The following is a 19,749-nucleotide window of genomic DNA, read 5'->3' as shown; positions in this document are numbered from 1 at the left end:
ACCGTGTGCGACTGCGCTACGCCTACCACCGGAAATCATCCTCTCACCGGGATCGACGGCCCGCGGCTGTCGCGACGCACAGCGTTGGGCGGCATCGGCGCGTTCGTCGCCGGTATGACATCGGGTTGTTCGATCTCGCCCGCACCCGCCAGGTCCCCTTCCTCCGGCGGACACGACGGCACCGAACTGGTGCTTCTCGGAACCGCGGGAGGCCCGCAGCCCGATCGCTCGCGTCACGGAATCTCGAGTGCCGTGGTGGTCGCGGGCAAGGTGTACCTGATCGACGCCGGGCGATCGGCGCTCACCCAGTACGTGACCTCCGGTCTCCGGCTCGCCGACCTCGCCGCCGTTTTCCTCACGCATCTGCACGCCGACCACATCGCGGACTACTACAACTTCTTCCTGCTCGGCGGCGCCGCGTCGCCCGGGACTGCGGACACGACCCCGGACCGAACTCCGATCTACGGTCCCGGCCGCGCAGGTGGCCTCCCCGAGTTTCCCGGCGGCGGACAAGGCCGTACACAGTCCCCGGCCGATCCGGCCCCGGGACTCGCCGATCTCACCGAACACTGCAACAATGCCTACGCCTACAGCACAAATGTGTTCATGCGTGACTCCGGCATCCGTGAGACCAGCAGTCTCATCGACGTCCACGAAGTGCTGCCGCCGACGGCCGTCGGCGCGAATTACACGAATACCGCGCCGGTGATGCAGCCGTTCACCGTCATGGAGGACGACCGGGTGAAGGTCTCCGCGGTCCTGGTGCCACACGGACCGGTTTTCCCCGCTTATGCGTACCGGTTCGACACAGACCATGGGGCGATCACTTTCTCCGGAGACACCACCTACACCGACAACATCCCCGTCTTGGCCCGCGGCTCGGAAATTCTCGTCCACGAGGCGATCAACATCAAGGGCTTCGCGGGCGATCCCCGGCTCACCAACCACCTCCTCGACTCTCACGTCGAAGTCCAGAAGGTGGGCGCCATCGCGTCGAAAGCCGAGGTGCCGCAGTTGGTACTCAGCCATATCGGGGATCTCACCGCACACACCCTCGACCCACAGCGATGGAGAAACTGGGCGCAACAGGGCTACGAGGGACGGGTCACCGTCGGCTCCGATCTTCAGCGCTTCATGATCTGACTGTGCTGAAGGCGGCATCGAATCCGAGCGCCCATCTCGAAGACGCCTCCTGGATGGGCCCGCTCGGGCTCGGACTAACCGGCCGATCGAACGATGAGCGCGTCGCCCTGGCCTCCGCCACCGCAGAGGGCCGCCGCGCCGACACCGCCGCCGCGACGCTTCAGCTCGAGCGCAAGGTGCAACACGATGCGGGCGCCGGACATACCCAGCGGGTGGCCGATCGCGATCGCACCACCGTTGACGTTCACCTTCTCCGGATCGATGCCGAGCTTGCGGGCCGAGGCGATCCCGACGACCGCGAACGCCTCGTTGATCTCCACCAGATCCAGATCGGTCGGCGAAATACCCTCGCGCGCACAGGCTTTGGCGATCGCGTTGGCAGGCTGCTCCTGCAGGGTGGAATCCGGACCGGCCACCACACCCGCCGCGCCGATCTCCGCGATCCAGCTCAGACCCAGTTCCTGCGCCTTGGCCTTGCTCATCACGACCACCGCAGCAGCGCCGTCGGAGATCTGCGAGGCCGAACCCGCGGTGATGGTGCCGTCCGGGGCGAAGGCGGGGCGGAGCTTGGCCAGCGACTCGGCGGTCGTGTCGGCCCGGATCCCCTCGTCCTGACTCACCACGATCGGATCGCCCTTGCGCTGCGGCACCGACACCGGCGTCACCTCGTCGGTGAACACACCGTTCTTCCAGGCCGACGCGGCATTGCGATGCGAGGCGGCGGCGAAGGCGTCCTGATCCTCGCGGCTGATCGCGTCCACGGCGTTGCGGGCGTCGGTCAACGTCCCCATCGCCTGACCGGTGAAGATGTCCTGCAGACCGTCGGCGATCATGTGGTCGTCCAGGGTCGCGTCGCCGTACTTGAAGCCTTCGCGACTCTTGGTGAGCAGATGCGGCGCACGGCTCATCGACTCCTGGCCACCGGCGACCACGATCTCGTACTCCCCCGCGCGAATCAGCTGATCCGCCAACGCGATCGCGTTGATGCCCGACAGACACACCTTGTTGACCGTCAGCGCCGGAACGTCCATCGGGATACCGGCCGCCACCGCGGCCTGACGCGCCGGAATCTGGCCCGCTCCCGCGGTCAGCACCTGGCCCATGATCACGTAGTCGACCTGCTCGGGCGCGACGCCGCCCTTGTCCAGCGCCGCCTTGATCGCCAGACCGCCCAGATCCGAACCGCTGAAGCCGGACAGACCGCCGAGCAGCCGGCCGACCGGAGTCCGGGCGCCGGCGACGATGACCGAAGTGTGTGCGTCAGACATTGGCTCGTTCCTCCAGAGCGACGATGAGTTCGTAACCGGTTGCGGCGGTGATCTGTTCGACGGTCACCTCGGGCGCGAGCTCACGCAGCACCAGCGTGCCGTCCTGCACATCGATGACACCCAGATCGGTGATGATCCGCTGCACCACGGCCTTGCCCGTCAACGGCAGCGAACACCGCTCGACGATCTTGGGTCCGCCGTCGCGGTCGGTGTGCTCCATGACCACGATGACGCGCCGGGCGCCGTGCACCAGATCCATGGCGCCGCCCATCCCCTTGACCATCTTGCCCGGCACCATCCAGTTGGCCAGGTCGCCCTCGCGCGAAACCTGCATACCGCCCAGGACCGCGGTGTCGATGTGACCGCCGCGAATCATGCCGAAGGACAACGCCGAATCGAAGAACGCCGCCCCCGGGTTCACCGTCACGGTTTCCTTGCCCGCGTTGATGAGATTCGGGTCGACCGCGTCCTCGGTCGGATACGGACCGGTGCCCAGGATGCCGTTCTCCGAGTGCAACACCACGTTCACGCCCTCGGGAAGGTGGTTCGGAATCAGGGTCGGCAGTCCGATCCCCAGGTTCACGTACTCACCGTCGACCATCTCGGCCGCAGCACGGGCGGCCATCTGCTCACGCGTCCAGCTCATGCCGCATCCTTTCCGTCATGAGCGGGGCGCTGCGTGGTTACGCTCCGCTGCCTCCTCCGCGCCTGACCGCTCATGCCGATACCGTCCTCTTCTCGATCCGCTTCTCCTGCGTCCCCGTGTGCACCAGCCGCTGGACGAACACGCCCGGCAGATGCACCTGCGACGGGTTCAGCTCACCGGGCTGGACGAGCTTCTCGACCTGCACGATCGTCGTCCGGCCGGCCATCGCGGCCAGCGGATTGAAGTTCAGCGCGGTCTTGTCGAAGACGAGATTGCCCAGCGTGTCGCCGATTTCGGCGTGCACGAGCGCATAGTCGGCCATGATCGACTCTTCGAGCACGTAGCTGCGGCCGCGGAACTCACGGGTCTCCTTGGGCGGCGACGCGATCGCCACCGAACCGTCCGAGTTGTAGCGCCACGGCAGCCCGCCCTCGGAGATCGGGGTGCCGACCCCGGCGGGGGTGTAGAACGCCGGAATTCCGGCGCCACCGGCGCGCAGCCGCTCGGCCAGGGTGCCCTGCGGAGTCAACTCCACCTCCAGCTCGCCCGACAGATACTGCCGCGCGAACTCCTTGTTCTCACCGACGTACGACGCGGTCACGCGACGAATCCGCCCGGCCGACAACAGGATTCCCAAACCCCAGTCGTCGACGCCACAGTTGTTGGAGAACACCTCGAGCCCGGACACCCCGCGATCGGCCAGCGCGCCGATCAACTCGTTCGGGATGCCGCACAGGCCGAATCCGCCCACCGCGAGCGAGGCTTCGTCGGGAATGTCCGCGACGGCCTCGGCCGCCGAACCGTATATCTTCACCGCCACTGGGTTACCGCACCTTTCGTCCACTGAACGGACGTCGTACTCGTTCCCCGGTAGTGAACAATATCGTGGCTCTAGCTGGGAAGCATCTCGCCTGAAGTGCTCGACATTCGACCGGATCGCCACCCTGGCGTCCACATAGTGAACGCGTGCGCCTATGCTCGGGGTATGGCTCGGTCGACGCAGGAAAGTTCGCACGTGGTCGAACGCGCGGCGCGTCTGCTGCGCGCCATCAGCGCGTACCGGTCCGACGGCGCGTCGACCACCGAACTGGCGAATACGACCGGCCTGGCGCGCCCCACGGCCCACAGACTGCTGGTCTCGCTGGCCGAACAGGGCCTGGCGGATCGGGATCCGAAGACCGGACGCTGGTCGCTCGGACCCGAGTTGTATCTGCTGGGCGCGGTGGCCACGAACCGATACGACATCACCGACCAGGCCCGCGACATCGTCGATCAGCTCGCCCGGCTCACCGGGGAGAGCGCCTTCCTGTCCGCCCATCGAGGCGACGAAACGGTCTGCATTCTGTGCCGCGAGGGCAGCTTTCCGCTGCGTTCGCACGTCCTGCACGAAGGCAAACGCTTCCCGCTGGGCGTGGCCTCGGCGGGCCTGGCCATTCTCAGTCACCTCCCGGCCCGGGAGGTCGACGACTACCTGCGCCACACCGACCTCACCCCCGAATGGGGTGAAGTGCATTCGGAAGTGCAAGTGCGCCAACGGATCGCGACGACCCTGGCCGACGGATACGCCGTGAACCCGGGACTGATCGTCGAGGGCAGCTGGGGCATCGGGGCCGCGGTCTTCGATCGGGGCGAACGTCCCGCGTGGGCGCTGAGCCTCACCGGTGTGGAGACCCGCTTCCGGGAGCCGAGACGAACCGAGCTGGGCACACTCCTGCTGGAGCATGCCCATCGCCTCTCGGTTCGGCTCAAATCTCTCTGATCGACCTGCGCGCTCAGCCGAGCGCCCGGTCCCCCGCTCGCCGCACGATCTGCTCCGCATGCCGGAACACCGGAGCGTCGACCATCTTGCCCTCGAAACTGAAGACGCCGCGCTCGCTCCCCGCTGCCGCGAGAACCCTGCTAGCCCAATCGAATTCCTCGTCAGTGGGCGCGTATGCCGCACGGATCACCGCCACCTGACTCGGATGGATCGCGACCTTCACCTCGAATCCGACCGCGACGGCGTCATCGGACTCGGCCCGCAGCCCGTCGAGATTCTTGATGTCCAGGAACACACCGTCCAGCGCCAGCTTGCCGTATGCCTTCGCGGCCACCAGACACGTCGAACGCAGGTGGACCGCGACGTCCCGGTACGTGCCGTCCGCGCGGCGGCTCGCTGTACCGCCGAGACCCGCGATCAGATCCTCCGCACCCCACATCACAGCCACCGTATTGGCCGCCCGCGCGGATTCCGCGACCGTCACCACGCCGAGCGGCGATTCGATCAACGCGATCACCGAGCGCGGCGCGAGCGAGGAAACCTGTTCCGCCGACTCACATTTGGGCAACATCACCCGGGTGTAGCGGGTCTCCCGCAACGCCTCCAGATCCAGGCGCTGATCCTCGGTGCCGTGCGCGTTGATGCGCACCACGGTCCGCTCCGGATCGAGCGGTGTATCGATCACCGCCCGCCGCGCCGCCGCGCGATCCGCCGCCGCGACGCCGTCCTCGAGGTCCAGGATCACCACATCCGCGGCAGCTGCCGCCTTGGCGAACCGTTCGGGCCGATCGGCCGGGCAGAACAACCACGCCGGACCCGCCGGGGTCCAGGACTCCTGCGTCGAATCCATCTCACTGTCCTTCCGGCTGTGTGCGCACCAGCGTCTTGCGGACCGCGGTCGCGACGATGTCACCGTGTTGATTGCGCGCGGTGTGCGCGAAGGTGACGATGCCCTCCCCCGGGCGACTCTTCGACTCTCGCTTGTCGAGGATCTCGGTCTCCGCGTACAACGTGTCGCCGTGGAACACCGGCTTGGGGAACGCGATCTCCGAGAATCCGAGATTGCCGACGATGGTGCCCTGGGTCAACTGCGCCACCGACAACCCCACCAGGGTGGACAGGGTGAACATCGAGTTCACCAGTCGCGCGTTGAACGGCGGCAGATCGTCGGCGAACGCGGCGTCGAGATGCAGCGCCTGGGTGTTCATCGTCAACGTGGTGAACAGCACGTTGTCCGCCTCGGTGACGGTGCGCCCCGGCCGGTGCTCGTACACCGCGCCGGTCTCGAACTCCTCGAACCACAAGCCGCGCTGCACGATCCGGCGCGGCTGATTCACCGATTCCTCGCTCACAACCCCGCCTCCCGCGCGATCAACATCAGCTGCACCTCGGTGGTGCCCTCACCGATCTCCAGAATCTTCGAATCCCGGTAGTGCCGTGCCACGGCGTATTCGTTCATGAATCCGTAGCCGCCGAAGATCTGCGTCGCATCGCGGGCGTTGTCCATCGCCGCCTCGCTCGCGGCCAGCTTCGCGATCGACGCCTGCTTCTTGAAAGGCTTGCCCGACAACATCAATGCCGCCGCGTCGTAGTAGGCGGTGCGGGCGGTGTGCGCACGCGCCTCCATCCGGGCGATCTTGAACGCGATCGCCTGATTCGCACCGATCGGCCGGCCGAATGCCTCGCGCTCCTTGGCATACCGGACCGATTCGTCGACGCACCCCTGCGCCGCGCCCACCGACAGCGCCGCGATCGCGATCCGGCCCTCGTCGAGGATCCGCAGGAAGTTCGCGTAGCCGCGCCCGCGCTCACCGAGCAGATTCTCCTGCGGCACCCGGACGTCGTCGAAGCTGAGCGGATGGGTGTCCGAGGCGTGCCAGCCGACCTTGTTGTAGGCCGGTTCGGCAGTGAAACCGGGCGTGGAGGTGGGCACCAGGATCGTCGAGATCTCTTTCTTGCCACCGTCTTTCACACCCGTCACGGCGGTCACCGTGACCAGCTTCGTGATGTCGGTGCCGGAGTTGGTGATGAACTGCTTACTGCCGTTGATCACCCAGTCCGCACCGTCCGCGAGTGCGGTGGTGCGCGTGCCCCCGGCGTCGCTGCCCGCGCCCGGCTCGGTCAAACCGAAAGCGGCCAAAGCCTTTCCGCTCGTCAGCTGCGGCAGCCACTCCTGCTTCTGCTCCTCGTTGCCGAAGCGGTACACCGGCATCGCACCGAGCGAGACGCCCGCCTCGAGCGTGATCGCGACGGACTGGTCGGCCTTGGCGAGTTCCTCGAGCGCGAGGCACAGTGCGAAGTAGTCACCGCCCTGCCCGCCGTACTGCTCCGGAAACGGCAGGCCGAACAGGCCGAGTTCGGCCATCCCCGCGATCACTTCGTACGGGAAGGTGTGGTTGGCGTCGTGCTCGGCAGCGACCGGCGCGACCACCGAGCGGGTGAAGTCGCGGACCGTCTTCGCCAGCTGGGCGTACTCGTCCGGCAGCGCCCCGGTGGATAGATAGTCGGTCATTTCTCGTCGTCCTTCTCGTTCTGCTCGTTGGGAATCACCCGGGCCAGCAACTGGTCGACCTTGACCTGGTCGCCGGCGGAGACATGGATCTCGACGGTGCCGTCGACGGGTGCGGTGAGCGCGTGCTCCATCTTCATCGCCTCGACGACCACGATCGTCGTGCCCGCGGTGACCACGGCGCCGGACTCGACACCGACCGCGATGACCGAGCCCGGCATCGGGCTGGTCAGCTCCGCATCTCCGGCGTGCGCGTCGCCGGTACGCACATTCTCCTCTGCGACCTGGCGGATCGTCACTACGCCCGAAGACGTTGCCAGCCAGAGACTTTCGTTCTCTTCGGCGACCCGGTACGTCGCACCGAGGCCGCCGATCGTCACGCGTAGCTCGGCCCCGGCCAGCGAGGCGGTCAGAGACCGGGCCTGGCCGTCCTCGATCGCGACGACCGCCGCGTCGGGACTGCCGGTGATGCCGACGTGCACGACACGGCCCGCGGTCGCGAGCCGGACGGTGGTCGGTTGCGGACCGCCCACCCGCCATCCGGTCGGCACATCCCAGGGGTCGGCAGCGCCGCTCGGCCACAGGCTCAACCAGCGATATACCCCGGCGGCGATGATCTGATCGTCCGAGGGCTCCGCGGCGGCGAAATCCGCCACCCGCCGGTCCAACAGCCCGGTGTCGAGGCGACCGGCCACGACGTCCGGATCGGCGAGCAGGAAGCGCGCGAACTCGATATTGGTGACGACCCCGAGCACCGCGGTCTCGGCCAGCGCCCGATCCAGCCCGCGCAGCGCCGCCGCGCGATCGGCGCCGTAGGCGATCACCTTCGCCAGCATGGGGTCGTAGTCGCTGCCGACGATCGTGCCCACCCGCAGGCCGGAATCGACGCGCACCCCGGAACCGGCCGGTTCGACGAGATCCACGACCGTGCCGCCGGTGGGCAGGAAGCCGCGCGCGGGATCCTCGGCGTAGACGCGCGCCTCGATCGCGTGCCCGGTCATCGTGATCTGTTCCTGCGCGATCGTCAGCTTCTCCCCGGCCGCGACGCGCACCTGCCATTCCACCAGGTCCAGACCGGTGACCAGCTCGGTGACCGGATGCTCGACCTGCAGCCGGGTGTTCATCTCCATGAAGAAGAACTCGTCCGGGCGATCCGCGGACACGATGAACTCCACCGTCCCCGCACCCGCGTACTCGACACTGCGCGCGGTGTCGCAGGCCGCGGCGCCGATCCGGGCACGCGTCGCCTCGTCGAGCAGGGGCGACGGAGCTTCCTCGATCACCTTCTGATGCCGCCGCTGCAGACTGCACTCGCGCTCGCCCAGATGGATCACGTTGCCGTGTGTGTCGGCGAGGATCTGCACCTCGATATGCCTGGGCCGCAACACGAATCGCTCGAGGAACAACGTGTCGTCGCCGAATGCGGACGCCGCCTCCCGACGCGCGCTGACCAGTGCGGCGGACAGCTCGGCCGGATCCTCGACCATCCGCATCCCCTTGCCGCCACCACCCGCGGAGGGCTTGACCAGCACCGGATACCCGATGTCCGCGGCGGCGGCGATCAGGTCGGCGTCGGTCAGACCGGGCTTCGCGATCCCCGGCACCACCGGCACGTCGAATGCCGCGACCGCGTTCTTCGCGGTGATCTTGTCGCCCATCACCTCGATCGCGTGCGCGGACGGACCGAGGAACACGATCCCCGCCGCGTCCAGGGCGGCGGCGAAACCGGCATTCTCGGAAAGGAATCCGTACCCCGGATGCACCGCCTGCGCACCGGTCCGCCGCGCGGCCTCGACCACCTTGCCGATGTCGAGATAGCTCTCCCGCGCCGCGGCGGGCCCCAGCAGCACCGCGACATCCGCCTCCCGCACATGCCGCGCATCCGCGTCCGCCTCGCTGTACACCGCGACCGACCGAATCCCCATCGCCCGCAACGTCCGGATGACCCGCACCGCGATCTCACCCCGATTGGCCACCAGCACGGTGTGGAAGATGCGGGTTTCGCCATCCGCCGTTGTCATCGTCATCCCGCTCACCGTCATGTCGTCACCTCGGTCCGATCGGCCGCGGGCACGTCGCGGAACGGCCGAGCCTCGTTATCCGCCGTTGTCGTCTTCATCTGCTCACCGTCATCTCGTCACATCTGCCCGATCGGGCCACCGGCACGGTAGGGAACAGGCGAACCTCGCCGTCAGTCGCCGTCATAGTCATCCGATCCACCGCTACATCCGGAATACGCCGTAGGACACCGGCTCGATCGGTGCGTTCGCGCACACCGAAAGTGCCAGTCCGAGAACCGTTCTGGTGTCGGCGGGGTCGATGATCCCGTCGTCCCACAGGCGCGCGGTCGAGTAGTACGGGTTGCCCTGTGCCTCGTACTGTTCCCGGATCGGCGCCTTGAACGCCTCCTCGTCCTGCGCCGACCACGGGTTGCCCGAGGAGTCGAGCTGGTCGCTGCGCACCGTAGCCAGCACCGAGGCCGCCTGCTCGCCGCCCATCACCGAGATCCGGGCATTGGGCCACATCCACAGGAACCGCGGCGAATACGCCCGCCCGCACATCGAATAATTGCCCGCGCCGTACGAACCGCCGATCACCACGGTCAACTTCGGCACCCGCGCGCACGCGACCGCGGTGACCATCTTCGCACCGTGCTTGGCGATACCACCGGCCTCGTATTCGCGCCCGACCATGAACCCGGTGATGTTCTGCAGGAACAGCAACGGAATGCTGCGCTTGTCGCACAGCTCGATGAAGTGCGCGCCCTTCATCGCCGACTCACCGAACAGCACACCGTTGTTCGCGACGATGCCGACCGGATGCCCATGAATCCGCGCGAAACCGGTGACCAGCGTCTTGCCGTACTCGGCCTTGAACTCCTGGAAGCTCGAACCGCCGGGCGCGTCGCCGCGGTCGACCACCCGGTCGATCACCTCGTGCACGTCGTACGGCGTGCGCGAATCGGTGGGCACGACGTCGTACAGCTCGGACGGGTCCGCGACCGGATCGAGCGTCGGGGCCACCTCCCACGGCCGCGCCGTGCGCGGGCCCAGCGTGGCGACGATGTTCCGCACGATGCGCAGCGCGTCCTGATCGTCGACCGCGAGGTGATCGGTCACCCCGGAAACCTTCGAGTGCAGATCGCCCCCGCCGAGTTCCTCGGCCGTGACCACCTCGCCGGTGGCCGCCTGCACCAGCGGCGGGCCGCCGAGGAAGATCGTGCCCTGATTGCGCACGATCACCGCCTCGTCGCTCATCGCCGGAACGTAGGCGCCGCCCGCGGTGCACGAGCCCATCACCGAGGCGATCTGGGCGATCCCCTTGGCGCTCATGGTGGCCTGGTTGTAGAAGATCCGCCCGAAATGCTCCCGGTCCGGGAACACCTCGTCCTGTCGCGGCAGGAACGCGCCGCCGGAATCCACCAGGTAGATGCACGGCAGATTGTTCTGCAACGCCACTTCCTGCGCGCGCAGATGTTTCTTCACCGTCATCGGGTAGTAGGTGCCGCCCTTGACCGTCGCGTCGTTGGCGACGATCACGCATTCGCGGCCCGAGACCCGCCCGATGCCGGAGATCATGCCCGCACCCGGGCACTGGTCGTCGTACAGGCCGTTGGCCGCCAACGGCGAGAGTTCCAGGAACGGGCTCCCGGGATCGAGCAGCGTGTTCACCCTGTCCCGCGGCAGCAGCTTGCCGCGGTCGATGTGCCGCTGACGCGCCTTCTCACCGCCGCCCCGTGCGGCCACCCGGAGGTTGTCGCGCAGTTCCGCCACCAACCGCTCGTGTTCGGCCCTGTTGCCGTCCCGGTCCACACCCATCTCGCCGCCCGTCGTATTCCGGCCATTCGTGACCGTCGAGTCGATTCGGTTAATCCTCGATCACCGAATTTAAGATAACTGTGATTAACTGAGTTGTCCACACCCCCTGCGCGGAGAGGAGATCCTGCGGTGCTGCCCGACCACGAACCGAGCGACGAGCCGAGGCTCACCCGGCGCAGTCTGGCCAAGGCCGACCGGCGGCGTCAGCTGCTCACCGCGGCCGCACGCCTGATCGCCGAACGCGGCTACACCGGGGTCCGGCTCGAGGATCTCGGCTCCGCGGTCGGCATCAGCGGGCCCGCGGTCTACCGGCACTTCCCCAACAAGGAGGCGGTGTTGGTCGAACTGCTCGTGGGGATCAGCGCGCGACTGTTCGAGGGCGGCACCGATGTCGTCGACGCGGCCACTGTCCCCACCGCAGCCCTGGCCGGCCTGATCGAATTCCACCTCGACTTCGCACTGGGCGAATCCGATCTGATCCGCATCCAGGACCGCGACCTCGGCTCACTGCCCGATGCCGCCCGCCGCCAGGTGCGCCGGTACCAGCGCCGCTACGTCGAACTGTGGGTGCAGGTGCTGCGCGAAACCGACCCGCCCCTGTCGGAGACCGAGGCGCGCACCAAGGCGCACGCGATCTTCGGACTGATCAACTCCACGCCACACAGCATGGGCCGCACGTCCCCGACCCTCACCCGGGACGTGCTGCGGCGGATGACCGTCGCCGCCCTCGCCCCCGGCGTATGACCCCACTCCCGCTACCGGCGATACGCATCCGCACCCGAATCGGACATGCGGACAGTACGATGGGGCGGCTCGTCGAGACAGACCCAGAGGTGATAGTGGCTGAAACCACCGACCGGGCCCCAGCAGCGGGACGGCCCCGCATGCCGGGCATCGAGGAAGCGGTCGTGAAGGCGACCATTCACCGACTCGTCGAGGACGGCTACCGGGGCATGTCGCTGGCCAGGATCGCCGCGGATGCGGGCACCACCCGGCCGACGGTCTATCTGCGCTGGGAGACCAAACAGGCACTGGTCGTGGACGCCGTGCGCCGCACACTGGAGCGCAAGTTACCGGAGATGCCGCGCGCCTGGCACGATCTGCCCGCCAAGGAGCGGCTGGTCCGCGTGCTGGAACTGCTGCATCAACGCGACGAGCCCGAACGCGGCCTGCTGTACGCCACCATCCTCGCCGAGAGCCACCGCCTGCCCGAGTTGCGCGAACTGCTGCGGGAGTACCTGCTCGAACCCCCGGTCCGGGAGATCACCGATCTACTCGAGACGATGCGGGCACGCGGAGAGGTCCGGGCCGACCTCGACTGCGCGCTTGCGGCGAAGATGTTGTACGGGGTGCAACTGGTCGACCACTTCGAGACGGCCGGCACGTCCCTCGAAATCGACCGGGACAGTGTCGATTTCCTCTGGCCGCTGATCGCCCGACCCCCTGGTGACAACACCACACCCTAGACGCGAGCGGCCGGGCCCTCGGCGGCTTCAGGGCAACCAGAGTTCCCACTTGCGCGCCCGATCATCACCCTTCGTAGTGAGCGGAGTCTCACAGTCCTTCGCCGTGCTAATTACATTACTTGACAGTACAGTCAAGCAATAGGTTCTGGGGTCCGGTGAGTCCGAGCAGGGGCAGAGCGATTTCCCTTCTCCCAGAGCCGTATTGGACCGATACCCGCAGCTCGTTACGGAAGCTGGTGATGGCGTGACCAAGAAGGATCAGCAAGACCCCCAGGACAGGGCAGCTCGGCTGGAGGCGGAGCTCAGAGCGTCCGACCGTGAGTTCCGAGAGACATTACCGCTCGATGCGGTCACCGCGGCCGTGCGCGCACCCGGCCTCGGCCTGGCCAGGACCGTCGAACAGCTCATGACCGGATACCGGGACCGCCCCGCGGTCGCGCAGCGCCGGACCGAACTGGTGCGCGACACCGAAACCGGGCGGACCACAACGCATTTGCTGCCGGACTTCACGACCAGAACCTACGGCGAAGTCTGGGATCGGGCGCGTGCCGTCGCGACCGCCTGGTCCACGCAGGACATCCTCCCGGGCGAATTCATCGCCACCATCGGCTTCACCAGCGCCGAATATCTGACGCTGGATCTGGCCACCACCTACCTCGGCGCGGTCGCGGTGCCGCTGCAGCCCAGCTCGGTGGTCCCCGCGTTGCAGGCGATCGTCGACGAGACCGCGCCGAAAGTGCTCGCGACGAGCCTGGCCTACCTGAACAAGGCGCTCGAACTGGCGCTGGCCTCGCCTGCGAAGCCACGGATCCTGGTCTTCGACGCGAATCCCGATGTCGACGACGACCGCGAAGCGCTCGCGACCGCCGCCCAGCGCCTGGCCGACACCAGCCAGGCCATCGATACCGTGGACGAAATCGTCACTGCCGCAGCGGATCTGCCGACCGCACCGCTGTTCGACCCCGAGCCCGGCCAGAGCCCGCTCACCCTGCTGATCTACACCTCCGGCAGCACCGGCACCCCCAAGGGGGCGATGTACCACGAACACCTCGTGCGCGGGCACTGGACCGGCGAGGCGATGGGCACCCGGGACTTCCCGTCGATCACGGTGAACTACATGCCGATGAGCCATCTGATGGGCCGGGCATCGATCATGGGCGCGTTCAGCCGCGGCGGGATCAACTACTTCACCGCGCGCGCCGACCTGTCGACGCTGTTCGAGGACATCGCGCTCGCGCGTCCGACCGAACTTGCCGCGGTGCCGCGCATCTTCGACATGCTGTTCCAGATGTACCAGAGCGAATTGCACACGCGCAGTAGTGAATTCGACGACCAGGAACAGCTGGACGCGGCCGTCAAGGCGGACCTGCGCGACCGGGTGCTCGGCGGCCGGGTGCTGCACGGCCTGGTGGGCAGCGCGCCGATCTCCGCGGAGCTCAAGGCGTTCGCCCAGTCGTGCCTGGCCGTGCCGCTGATCGAGGGCTACGGCTCGACCGAATCCGGCATCGTGGTGATGGACGACAAGGTGATTCGCCCGCCGGTCATCGACTACAAGCTCGCCGACGTCCCCGAACTCGGCTACTTCAACACCGACCGGCCGTACCCGCGCGGTGAGCTGCTGATCAAGACCGAGAACATCTTCCCCGGCTACTACAACCGCCCCGAGGTGACCGCCTCGATGTTCGACGCGGACGGGTACTACATGACCGGGGACATCATGGCCGAGACCGGCCCGGACGAGCTGCGCTACGTCGACCGGCGCAACAACGTGCAGAAGCTCTCCCAAGGCGAGTTCGTCGCGCTGTCCAAGGTGGAGGCGGTGTTCAGCACGAACCCGGCCATCCGCCAGATCTACCCGTACGGCAACAGCGAACGGCCGTATCTGCTGGCGGTGATCGTGCCGACCGAACAGGCGCTCGAACGGGCGGGCAACGTCGAGGCGCTCGAGCCGGTGCTGGTCGAGGCGCTGCAGCAGACCGCGAAGGACGCCGGGCTCGAGCCCTACGAGATCCCGCGCGACTTCTTGATCGAGACCGAACCGTTCAGCATGGCCAACGGTCTGCTCTCAGATATCCGCAAGCTGCTGCGTCCCCGGTTGCGCGAACACTACGGCGACCGGCTCGAACAGCTCTACCTCGAACTCGCCCAGGGTGAGGCCGCGGAGTTGCAGGAACTGCGGGCCAACGGCAAGGACCAGCCGGTATTCGAGACGGTCGCGCGCTCGGCGCGGGCGTTGCTCGGCTGCTCGGATGCCGAGACCCGCCCCGACGCGCACTTCACCGATCTGGGCGGCGATTCGCTCTCGGCGCTGTCGTTCTCGAATCTGCTCAAGGACATCTTCGAGGTCGAAGTACCGGTCAGCATCGCGATCAGCCCCGCCAACGACCTGCATGCGATCGCGGATTACATTGCGGCCCAACTGAATCAGACCGGCACCCTGCCGACCTTCAGCTCGGTGCACGGCGTCGGCGCGACCGAGATCACGGCGAGCGATCTGCGCCTGGACAAGTTCATCGACCGCGAGATCCTCGCGGCCGCCGAGCAGTTGCCCGCCCCGGAACACACCGGGCCCCGGACCGTATTCCTCACCGGCGCAACGGGATACCTCGGCCGGTTCATGTGCATCGACTGGCTCGAGCGCCTGTCCGAACGCGGCGGCAAGCTGATCTGCGTCGTGCGCGGCAGCGATGACGCGGCAGCTCGTCAACGGCTCGACGACACCTTCGACACCGGCGACGCCGAACTGCTGGCCCACTACCGCAAACTCGCCGAGCAGCACCTCGAGGTACTCGCGGGTGATCTCGGCGCGCCGCGGCTGGGCCTGGACGAGAGCACCTGGAACCGCCTCACCGCGGAAGTCGACGTGGTCATGCACCCGGGCGCGCTGGTCAACCACGTGCTGCCCTACGACCAGATGTTCGGACCGAACGTCTTCGGCACCGCCGAGCTGATCCGGCTGGCGATCACCACCCGGATCAAGTCGTTCACCAATGTCTCGACCCTCGGCGTCGCGGACCAGATGGTGCCAGGAACCTTCGACGAGACCACGGACATCCGCGAGCTGAGTTCGACGCGGCGCGTCCACGACGGCTACGCCAACGGATACGCGATGAGCAAATGGGCTGGAGAGGTCCTGCTCCGGGAGGCGCACGACGCGTTCGGACTGCCGGTGACGGTGTTCCGGTCCGACATGATCCTGGCCCACAGCAGCTACACCGGCCAGCTCAACGTGCCCGACATGTTCACCCGGCTGATGCTCACCCTGGTGGCCACCGGCCTGGCGCCGAAGTCCTTCTACACCCTGCGCGAGGACGGCTCCCGACCCCGCGCGCACTACGACGGGCTGCCGGTCGATTTCAGCGCCGAGGCGGTGGACACCCTGGGCGTCCAGCACCCGGACGGCTATCGCACCTACCACCTGTTCAACCCGCACGACGACGGGATTTCGCTGGACACCTACGTCGACTGGCTCATCGACGCGGGCTACGCCATCAAGCGGGTGGACGACTACGCCGACTGGCTGACCCGTTTCGAAACGGCGATCAAGGCACTGCCGGAGAAGCAACGCCGGCACTCGCTCCTGCCGCTGCTGCACTCCTACGAGAAGCCGCAGGCCCCGGTGTCCGGCGGGATCGCACCGACGGACGAGTTCCGGCGTGCGGTCGCCGAGACCGGAGTCGGCGGACGGCACGAGATCCCGCAGGTCACCCCCGGTCTGATCGTCAAATACATCGACGACCTGCACCAGCTCGACCTGCTGTGAACCGTTCCGGGGCGGGGTGCCTCGTCGGCCCCGCCCCGGGAAATGGTCGGCTCATCGTCAGTGAGCGATCGTCATGGTCCACCGACACCGCCCACGCCGATGCCGCCGGGCGGCATACCTCCCCACGGGTTCGCCGCCCCGGTGGTGATGGCGTTGCGCCCTCGGTAGGTGCGCAGGTATTCCGCATGCCACTGCGGCCAGGCCAGATACGCGTCACCCACGGTGGATCGGTAGCGCCGATATTGCGATTCGGCGGTTCGCCACATCGATTTGCGCGCCTGGCGGGCCGCGTCGCGCGCATCTCGCAACCCCATCTGCCGTTCCGACCGGGTGAGTTCCACCGGCGGATCCTTCAGCACCCTCGATCGCCACACGATCGCTGCCTCCCTTCAGCCGTTTGGTCCGTTCAGGGTAACTCCCGAATCGCCCGACACCGGACAGGCCGTCGTCGCGCACCCGCACCCGACCGCTGGGACATGCCGAAATAGCTTGCGGCCGAACGTCTGTCGAGGCTATTCGGCGAAGACCTCCAACTCGATGCCCGTGCCGCGGCGTACGGTGTTGTAGATCGGGCAGGTCTCGGTGAATCTCGCGGCCAGCTCTTCGGCTGCCGACGCATCGACCCCCTGAATCCGCACCGTGATCCGAGTGTCCTCGTAGCGCGTCGGATCGACCACCCCGCGCGTGTGCCTCGCGCTGACCTGGATGCCGGTGACCGGATAACCGGCTTCGGTGGCGGTCGATTCGATATTCGCCATCGCACAGGAGACCAGCGAGGCGAGGAACAACTCCCCCGCCTGCACGGATTCGCCCGGACCGAAACGGGAATCGGTGATCAGGTGGTTGGTGCGGGCATCCAGGACGAACCGGCCGGGAACGCCCGAAATGGTGTGGCCCGAGACCGTCACGGTGTTGTCGCTCATGACGCCACCCGTCGGGACACCGGTGCGCGGTGCGCCCACTCACCCGCTCCCGGACGCTCCAGACCGAGATTCTCGCGCAACGTCCGCCCCTCGTACTCGGTGCGAAACAGGTTGCGGCGCTGCAGTTCCGGCACCACCTGCCGGGTGAACTCCTCGAATCCGCCCGGCTGGTAGGGCACCTGCACGGTGAACCCGTCGCACGCGCCGCCGGTGAACCACTCCTCGAGCCCGTCGGCCACCTCGGCGGCGGTCCCGACGAATCCGCCCTCGACCCGGCCGCCGTACTGCTTGCCGAGTTCGCGCAGGGTCAGCCCGTCGCGTTCGGTGATCTCGCGGACCTCGCGGTAGTGCCCCTCCACGCCGGGCACCTCGACCTCCGGCAGCCGCTCGTCCAACGGGAACGTCGACAGGTCGACGTCGAGATGGTAAGCGAGCGTGGACAATCCGCCCAGCGGCGGCACCATGTCGTAGATCTCGTCGTGCAACCGGCGGGCGTTCTCGGTGGTGGTGCCGATGATCGGCGTGATGGACGGCAGGATCTTGATCTGCCCGGGATCACGTCCGTGCGTGGCCGCGCGTTCCTTGATCTCGGTGTAGAAGGCCCGCGCGGAATCGAGCGAGGCGTGGCTGCAGAAGATGACGTCCGACCAGCGAGCCGCGAAATCCTTGCCCTTCGCCGAGGCGCCCGCCTGGATCAGCACCGGATAGCCCTGCGGCGGGCGCGGCACGTTGAGTGGTCCACGAACGGTGAAGAATTCGCCGTCGTGGTCGATCTCGTGCACCTTCGCCGGATCGGCGAACAGCGGCTGCGCGGCGTCGAGAACCAGGGCGTCCTCGTCCCAGCTGTCCCAGAGCTTCCCGGCGACCTCCAGGAATTCGTCGGCCCGCTCGTAACGCAGTTCGCGCGGAAACTGACTGTCCCGGTTGAAGTTTCGTGCCTCCGCTTCCTGGAAGGAGGTGACGATATTCCAGGCCGCGCGCCCGGCGCTGAGATGATCGAGGGTGGCGAACGAGCGCGCCACCGTGTACGGCTGGGCATAGGTGGTCGACACCGTGGCGGCCAGGCCCAGCCGGGTCGTGACCGCGCTCATCGACGAGAGCACGTGCAGCGGATCCAGGCGCAGCGAGCCCAGCGCGCCGTTGCGCAGTTGGCTGTCGGTGCTGCCGCCGAATCGGTCCGGCACCGACAGGATGTCGGCGAAGAAGGCCAGATCGAAACGTCCGGCCTCGAGGGTGCGGGCGATGTTCTGGTAGTACTCGGCGTTGAGCCACCCCGGCACCGAGGACGGGTGCCGCCAGCCGCCCGGTCGGCCCGGCCCGGCGGTGACGAAGGCGGCGAGATGCATCTGTGGGATCGACATGGTTACGGTCGCAATCTATTTCGTGAGTTCCTGGTCGATGACGCGCTTTATCGCGTCGAATCGCGAGTTCTGCAGCCAGCCGGTCACATCGACCCGGTCCGGATAGACGCCGAGGCGGTGGAAGTTGTCGGCGAGGTCCTGGGTGCCCGCGATCGCGTCGTGGCCGACCGTGCCGAAGGAGCCCGCGCCGGAGTACGACAGCCGTCGGCTCTCGATCAGGTCCTGATAGACCTGGGCTTCCAATGTGCTGTTGCCGAACCCGCCCAGCCGGGTGAAGGCGTCGACCGCGCGCTGCGGATCGCTCTCGATCCAGCGCTGTGCGTCGCGCACGTTGCGCACCAGCGTCGCGGCCTGCTGCGGATGATTGTTCGCGAACGATTCGCTCGCCACGAAGAAGGCGTAGTCGTAGGTGCGCACATCGGGCAGCGTCGCCGCATTGTGCTTGCGGCGAGCCAATTCCGCGGTGGGCTGCCAGGTGATCCAGGCGTCCACCTTGCCCTGGGCGAAGGCGGCCTCGGCATCGGCGGCGGTCAGATTCGCGTACTGGACGTCGGAGATCGTGAGTCCGGCGCTGTCGAGATATTTGATCAGACTGTAGGTTCCGGTGGTGCCGCGCTGGTCGGCGACGCGGCGGCCCTTCAGATCCGCGGCCGACCGGATCGGCGAACCCTGCGGAACCAGGATGTCGACCTCGTTCGCCGGGAGCGGGTAGGCGACCAGCGGGACGATCGGAACCCCGCCGCCGATGGCGTAGATGACGGCGGTGGCGGTCGCGAAGGAGAAGTCCACGCTGTGCGCCTTGATCGCCTCCATCACCGGCAGCGAGGCCGGAAATCCGGTGGGCCACTCGATCGGCACGCCGAGTTCGCCGCCGAGGTCCACGCCGCTGAGTTTGTTGCGCAGCACGGTGCCCGGTTCGGCGCGGCCGTCGCCGATCAACGCGTAACGCACCCGCTTCAGCGGGCCGTCGTCCTTCTCGCCGGTGCCGCAACCCGCCGCCGCGAGGGCGGACAGACCCAGCAGTCCGGCTCCGGCGGCGACGAATCCGCGTCTGTTCAGGGTGCGTGGGGGTGATGACATGGAGAACCTTCCG

At 67.5% G+C, this 19,749-nt stretch carries 17 protein-coding genes; 5 read left to right on the top strand and 12 right to left on the bottom strand.

What is annotated here, in order from left to right; all coding sequences use genetic code 11:
* Window positions 1-3: 3 nt before the first annotated feature.
* Window positions 4-1,143, top strand: a complete 1,140-nt coding sequence (locus K7711_RS22185; RefSeq protein WP_308014882.1) for an MBL fold metallo-hydrolase — start codon at window positions 4-6, stop codon at window positions 1,141-1,143.
* 74 nt (window positions 1,144-1,217) lie between these two features.
* Here K7711_RS22185 and K7711_RS22180 read toward each other — a convergent pair whose 3' ends face one another.
* The 3 genes from K7711_RS22180 to K7711_RS22170 form a co-directional block, all read right to left on the bottom strand.
* Window positions 1,218-2,411: an acetyl-CoA C-acetyltransferase gene (locus K7711_RS22180; RefSeq protein ID WP_222971374.1), complete on the bottom strand. Its 1,194-nt coding sequence runs from the start codon at window positions 2,409-2,411 to the stop codon at window positions 1,218-1,220.
* Window positions 2,404-3,057, bottom strand: coding sequence for a CoA transferase subunit B (locus tag K7711_RS22175; protein WP_222971373.1), 654 nt, complete (start codon window positions 3,055-3,057; stop codon window positions 2,404-2,406). The genes K7711_RS22180 and K7711_RS22175 overlap by 8 nt, the downstream gene beginning before the upstream one ends.
* A 70-nt stretch (window positions 3,058-3,127) precedes the next feature.
* The gene (locus K7711_RS22170) at window positions 3,128-3,877 is read right to left on the bottom strand and encodes a CoA transferase subunit A (RefSeq protein ID WP_222971372.1); all 750 of its coding nucleotides are present in this window, start codon (window positions 3,875-3,877) and stop codon (window positions 3,128-3,130) included.
* Window positions 3,878-4,042: 165 nt separating this feature from the next.
* Between K7711_RS22170 and K7711_RS22165 the strand changes: the two genes are divergently transcribed.
* On the top strand, window positions 4,043-4,816 hold the full coding sequence (locus K7711_RS22165; RefSeq protein WP_222971371.1) for an IclR family transcriptional regulator: 774 nt from the start codon (window positions 4,043-4,045) through the stop codon (window positions 4,814-4,816).
* A gap of 13 nt (window positions 4,817-4,829) precedes the next feature.
* Here K7711_RS22165 and K7711_RS22160 read toward each other — a convergent pair whose 3' ends face one another.
* The 5 genes from K7711_RS22160 to K7711_RS22140 form a co-directional block, all read right to left on the bottom strand.
* A complete protein-coding gene (locus K7711_RS22160) occupies window positions 4,830-5,666 on the bottom strand; it encodes an HpcH/HpaI aldolase/citrate lyase family protein (RefSeq protein ID WP_222971370.1) in 837 nt (278 codons plus the stop codon).
* Window position 5,667: 1 nt separating this feature from the next.
* Complete coding sequence (locus K7711_RS22155; protein WP_308014881.1) at window positions 5,668-6,168, bottom strand: MaoC family dehydratase; 501 nt, start codon at window positions 6,166-6,168, stop codon at window positions 5,668-5,670.
* Entirely contained in the window at window positions 6,165-7,328 is a 1,164-nt protein-coding gene (locus K7711_RS22150) for an acyl-CoA dehydrogenase family protein (protein ID WP_222971369.1), read from the bottom strand. Before K7711_RS22150 ends, K7711_RS22155 begins: the two co-directional genes overlap by 4 nt.
* Window positions 7,325-9,367 carry an acetyl-CoA carboxylase biotin carboxylase subunit gene (locus K7711_RS22145; RefSeq protein ID WP_222971368.1) on the bottom strand — a complete coding sequence of 681 codons (2,043 nt, stop codon included), beginning with the start codon at window positions 9,365-9,367 and terminating at the stop codon, window positions 7,325-7,327. Before K7711_RS22145 ends, K7711_RS22150 begins: the two co-directional genes overlap by 4 nt.
* 180 nt (window positions 9,368-9,547) lie before the next feature.
* A complete protein-coding gene (locus K7711_RS22140; protein WP_222971367.1) occupies window positions 9,548-11,143 on the bottom strand; it encodes a carboxyl transferase domain-containing protein in 1,596 nt (531 codons plus the stop codon).
* Window positions 11,144-11,275: 132 nt separating this feature from the next.
* On the opposite strand from K7711_RS22140, the gene K7711_RS22135 reads away from it, so the two are divergent.
* The 3 genes from K7711_RS22135 to car all read left to right on the top strand — a co-directional run bounded on the left by K7711_RS22135 (window position 11,276) and on the right by car (window position 16,372).
* Window positions 11,276-11,887 (top strand): SACE_7040 family transcriptional regulator, encoded by a 612-nt coding sequence (locus K7711_RS22135; protein ID WP_222971753.1) that lies wholly within the window; start codon window positions 11,276-11,278, stop codon window positions 11,885-11,887.
* 164 nt (window positions 11,888-12,051) lie between these two features.
* Window positions 12,052-12,609 (top strand): TetR/AcrR family transcriptional regulator, encoded by a 558-nt coding sequence (locus K7711_RS22130; protein WP_222971366.1) that lies wholly within the window; start codon window positions 12,052-12,054, stop codon window positions 12,607-12,609.
* 244 nt (window positions 12,610-12,853) lie between these two features.
* Complete coding sequence (gene car, locus K7711_RS22125) at window positions 12,854-16,372, top strand: carboxylic acid reductase (RefSeq protein WP_222971365.1); 3,519 nt, start codon at window positions 12,854-12,856, stop codon at window positions 16,370-16,372.
* Window positions 16,373-16,443: 71 nt separating this feature from the next.
* On the opposite strand, the gene K7711_RS22120 is transcribed toward car, so the two are convergent.
* The 4 genes from K7711_RS22120 to K7711_RS22105 all read right to left on the bottom strand — a co-directional run bounded on the left by K7711_RS22120 (window position 16,444) and on the right by K7711_RS22105 (window position 19,736).
* Window positions 16,444-16,713, bottom strand: a complete 270-nt coding sequence (locus K7711_RS22120; protein WP_222971364.1) for a hypothetical protein — start codon at window positions 16,711-16,713, stop codon at window positions 16,444-16,446.
* A 171-nt stretch (window positions 16,714-16,884) separates the two neighbouring features.
* Entirely contained in the window at window positions 16,885-17,295 is a 411-nt protein-coding gene (locus tag K7711_RS22115; protein WP_222971363.1) for an OsmC family protein, read from the bottom strand.
* A complete protein-coding gene (locus K7711_RS22110; RefSeq protein ID WP_222971362.1) occupies window positions 17,292-18,656 on the bottom strand; it encodes an LLM class flavin-dependent oxidoreductase in 1,365 nt (454 codons plus the stop codon). Before K7711_RS22110 ends, K7711_RS22115 begins: the two co-directional genes overlap by 4 nt.
* 15 nt (window positions 18,657-18,671) lie before the next feature.
* Window positions 18,672-19,736 carry an ABC transporter substrate-binding protein gene (locus K7711_RS22105; protein WP_222971361.1) on the bottom strand — a complete coding sequence of 355 codons (1,065 nt, stop codon included), beginning with the start codon at window positions 19,734-19,736 and terminating at the stop codon, window positions 18,672-18,674.
* Window positions 19,737-19,749 lie beyond the last annotated feature (13 nt).

This window comes from Nocardia coffeae (assembly GCF_019890715.1).
In the GTDB taxonomy this organism is placed as follows: Bacteria; Actinomycetota; Actinomycetes; order Mycobacteriales; family Mycobacteriaceae; genus Nocardia; species Nocardia jiangxiensis.
Note: the sequence above shows the minus strand (reverse complement) of the source record. Positions and strands in the feature narration are given on the sequence as shown.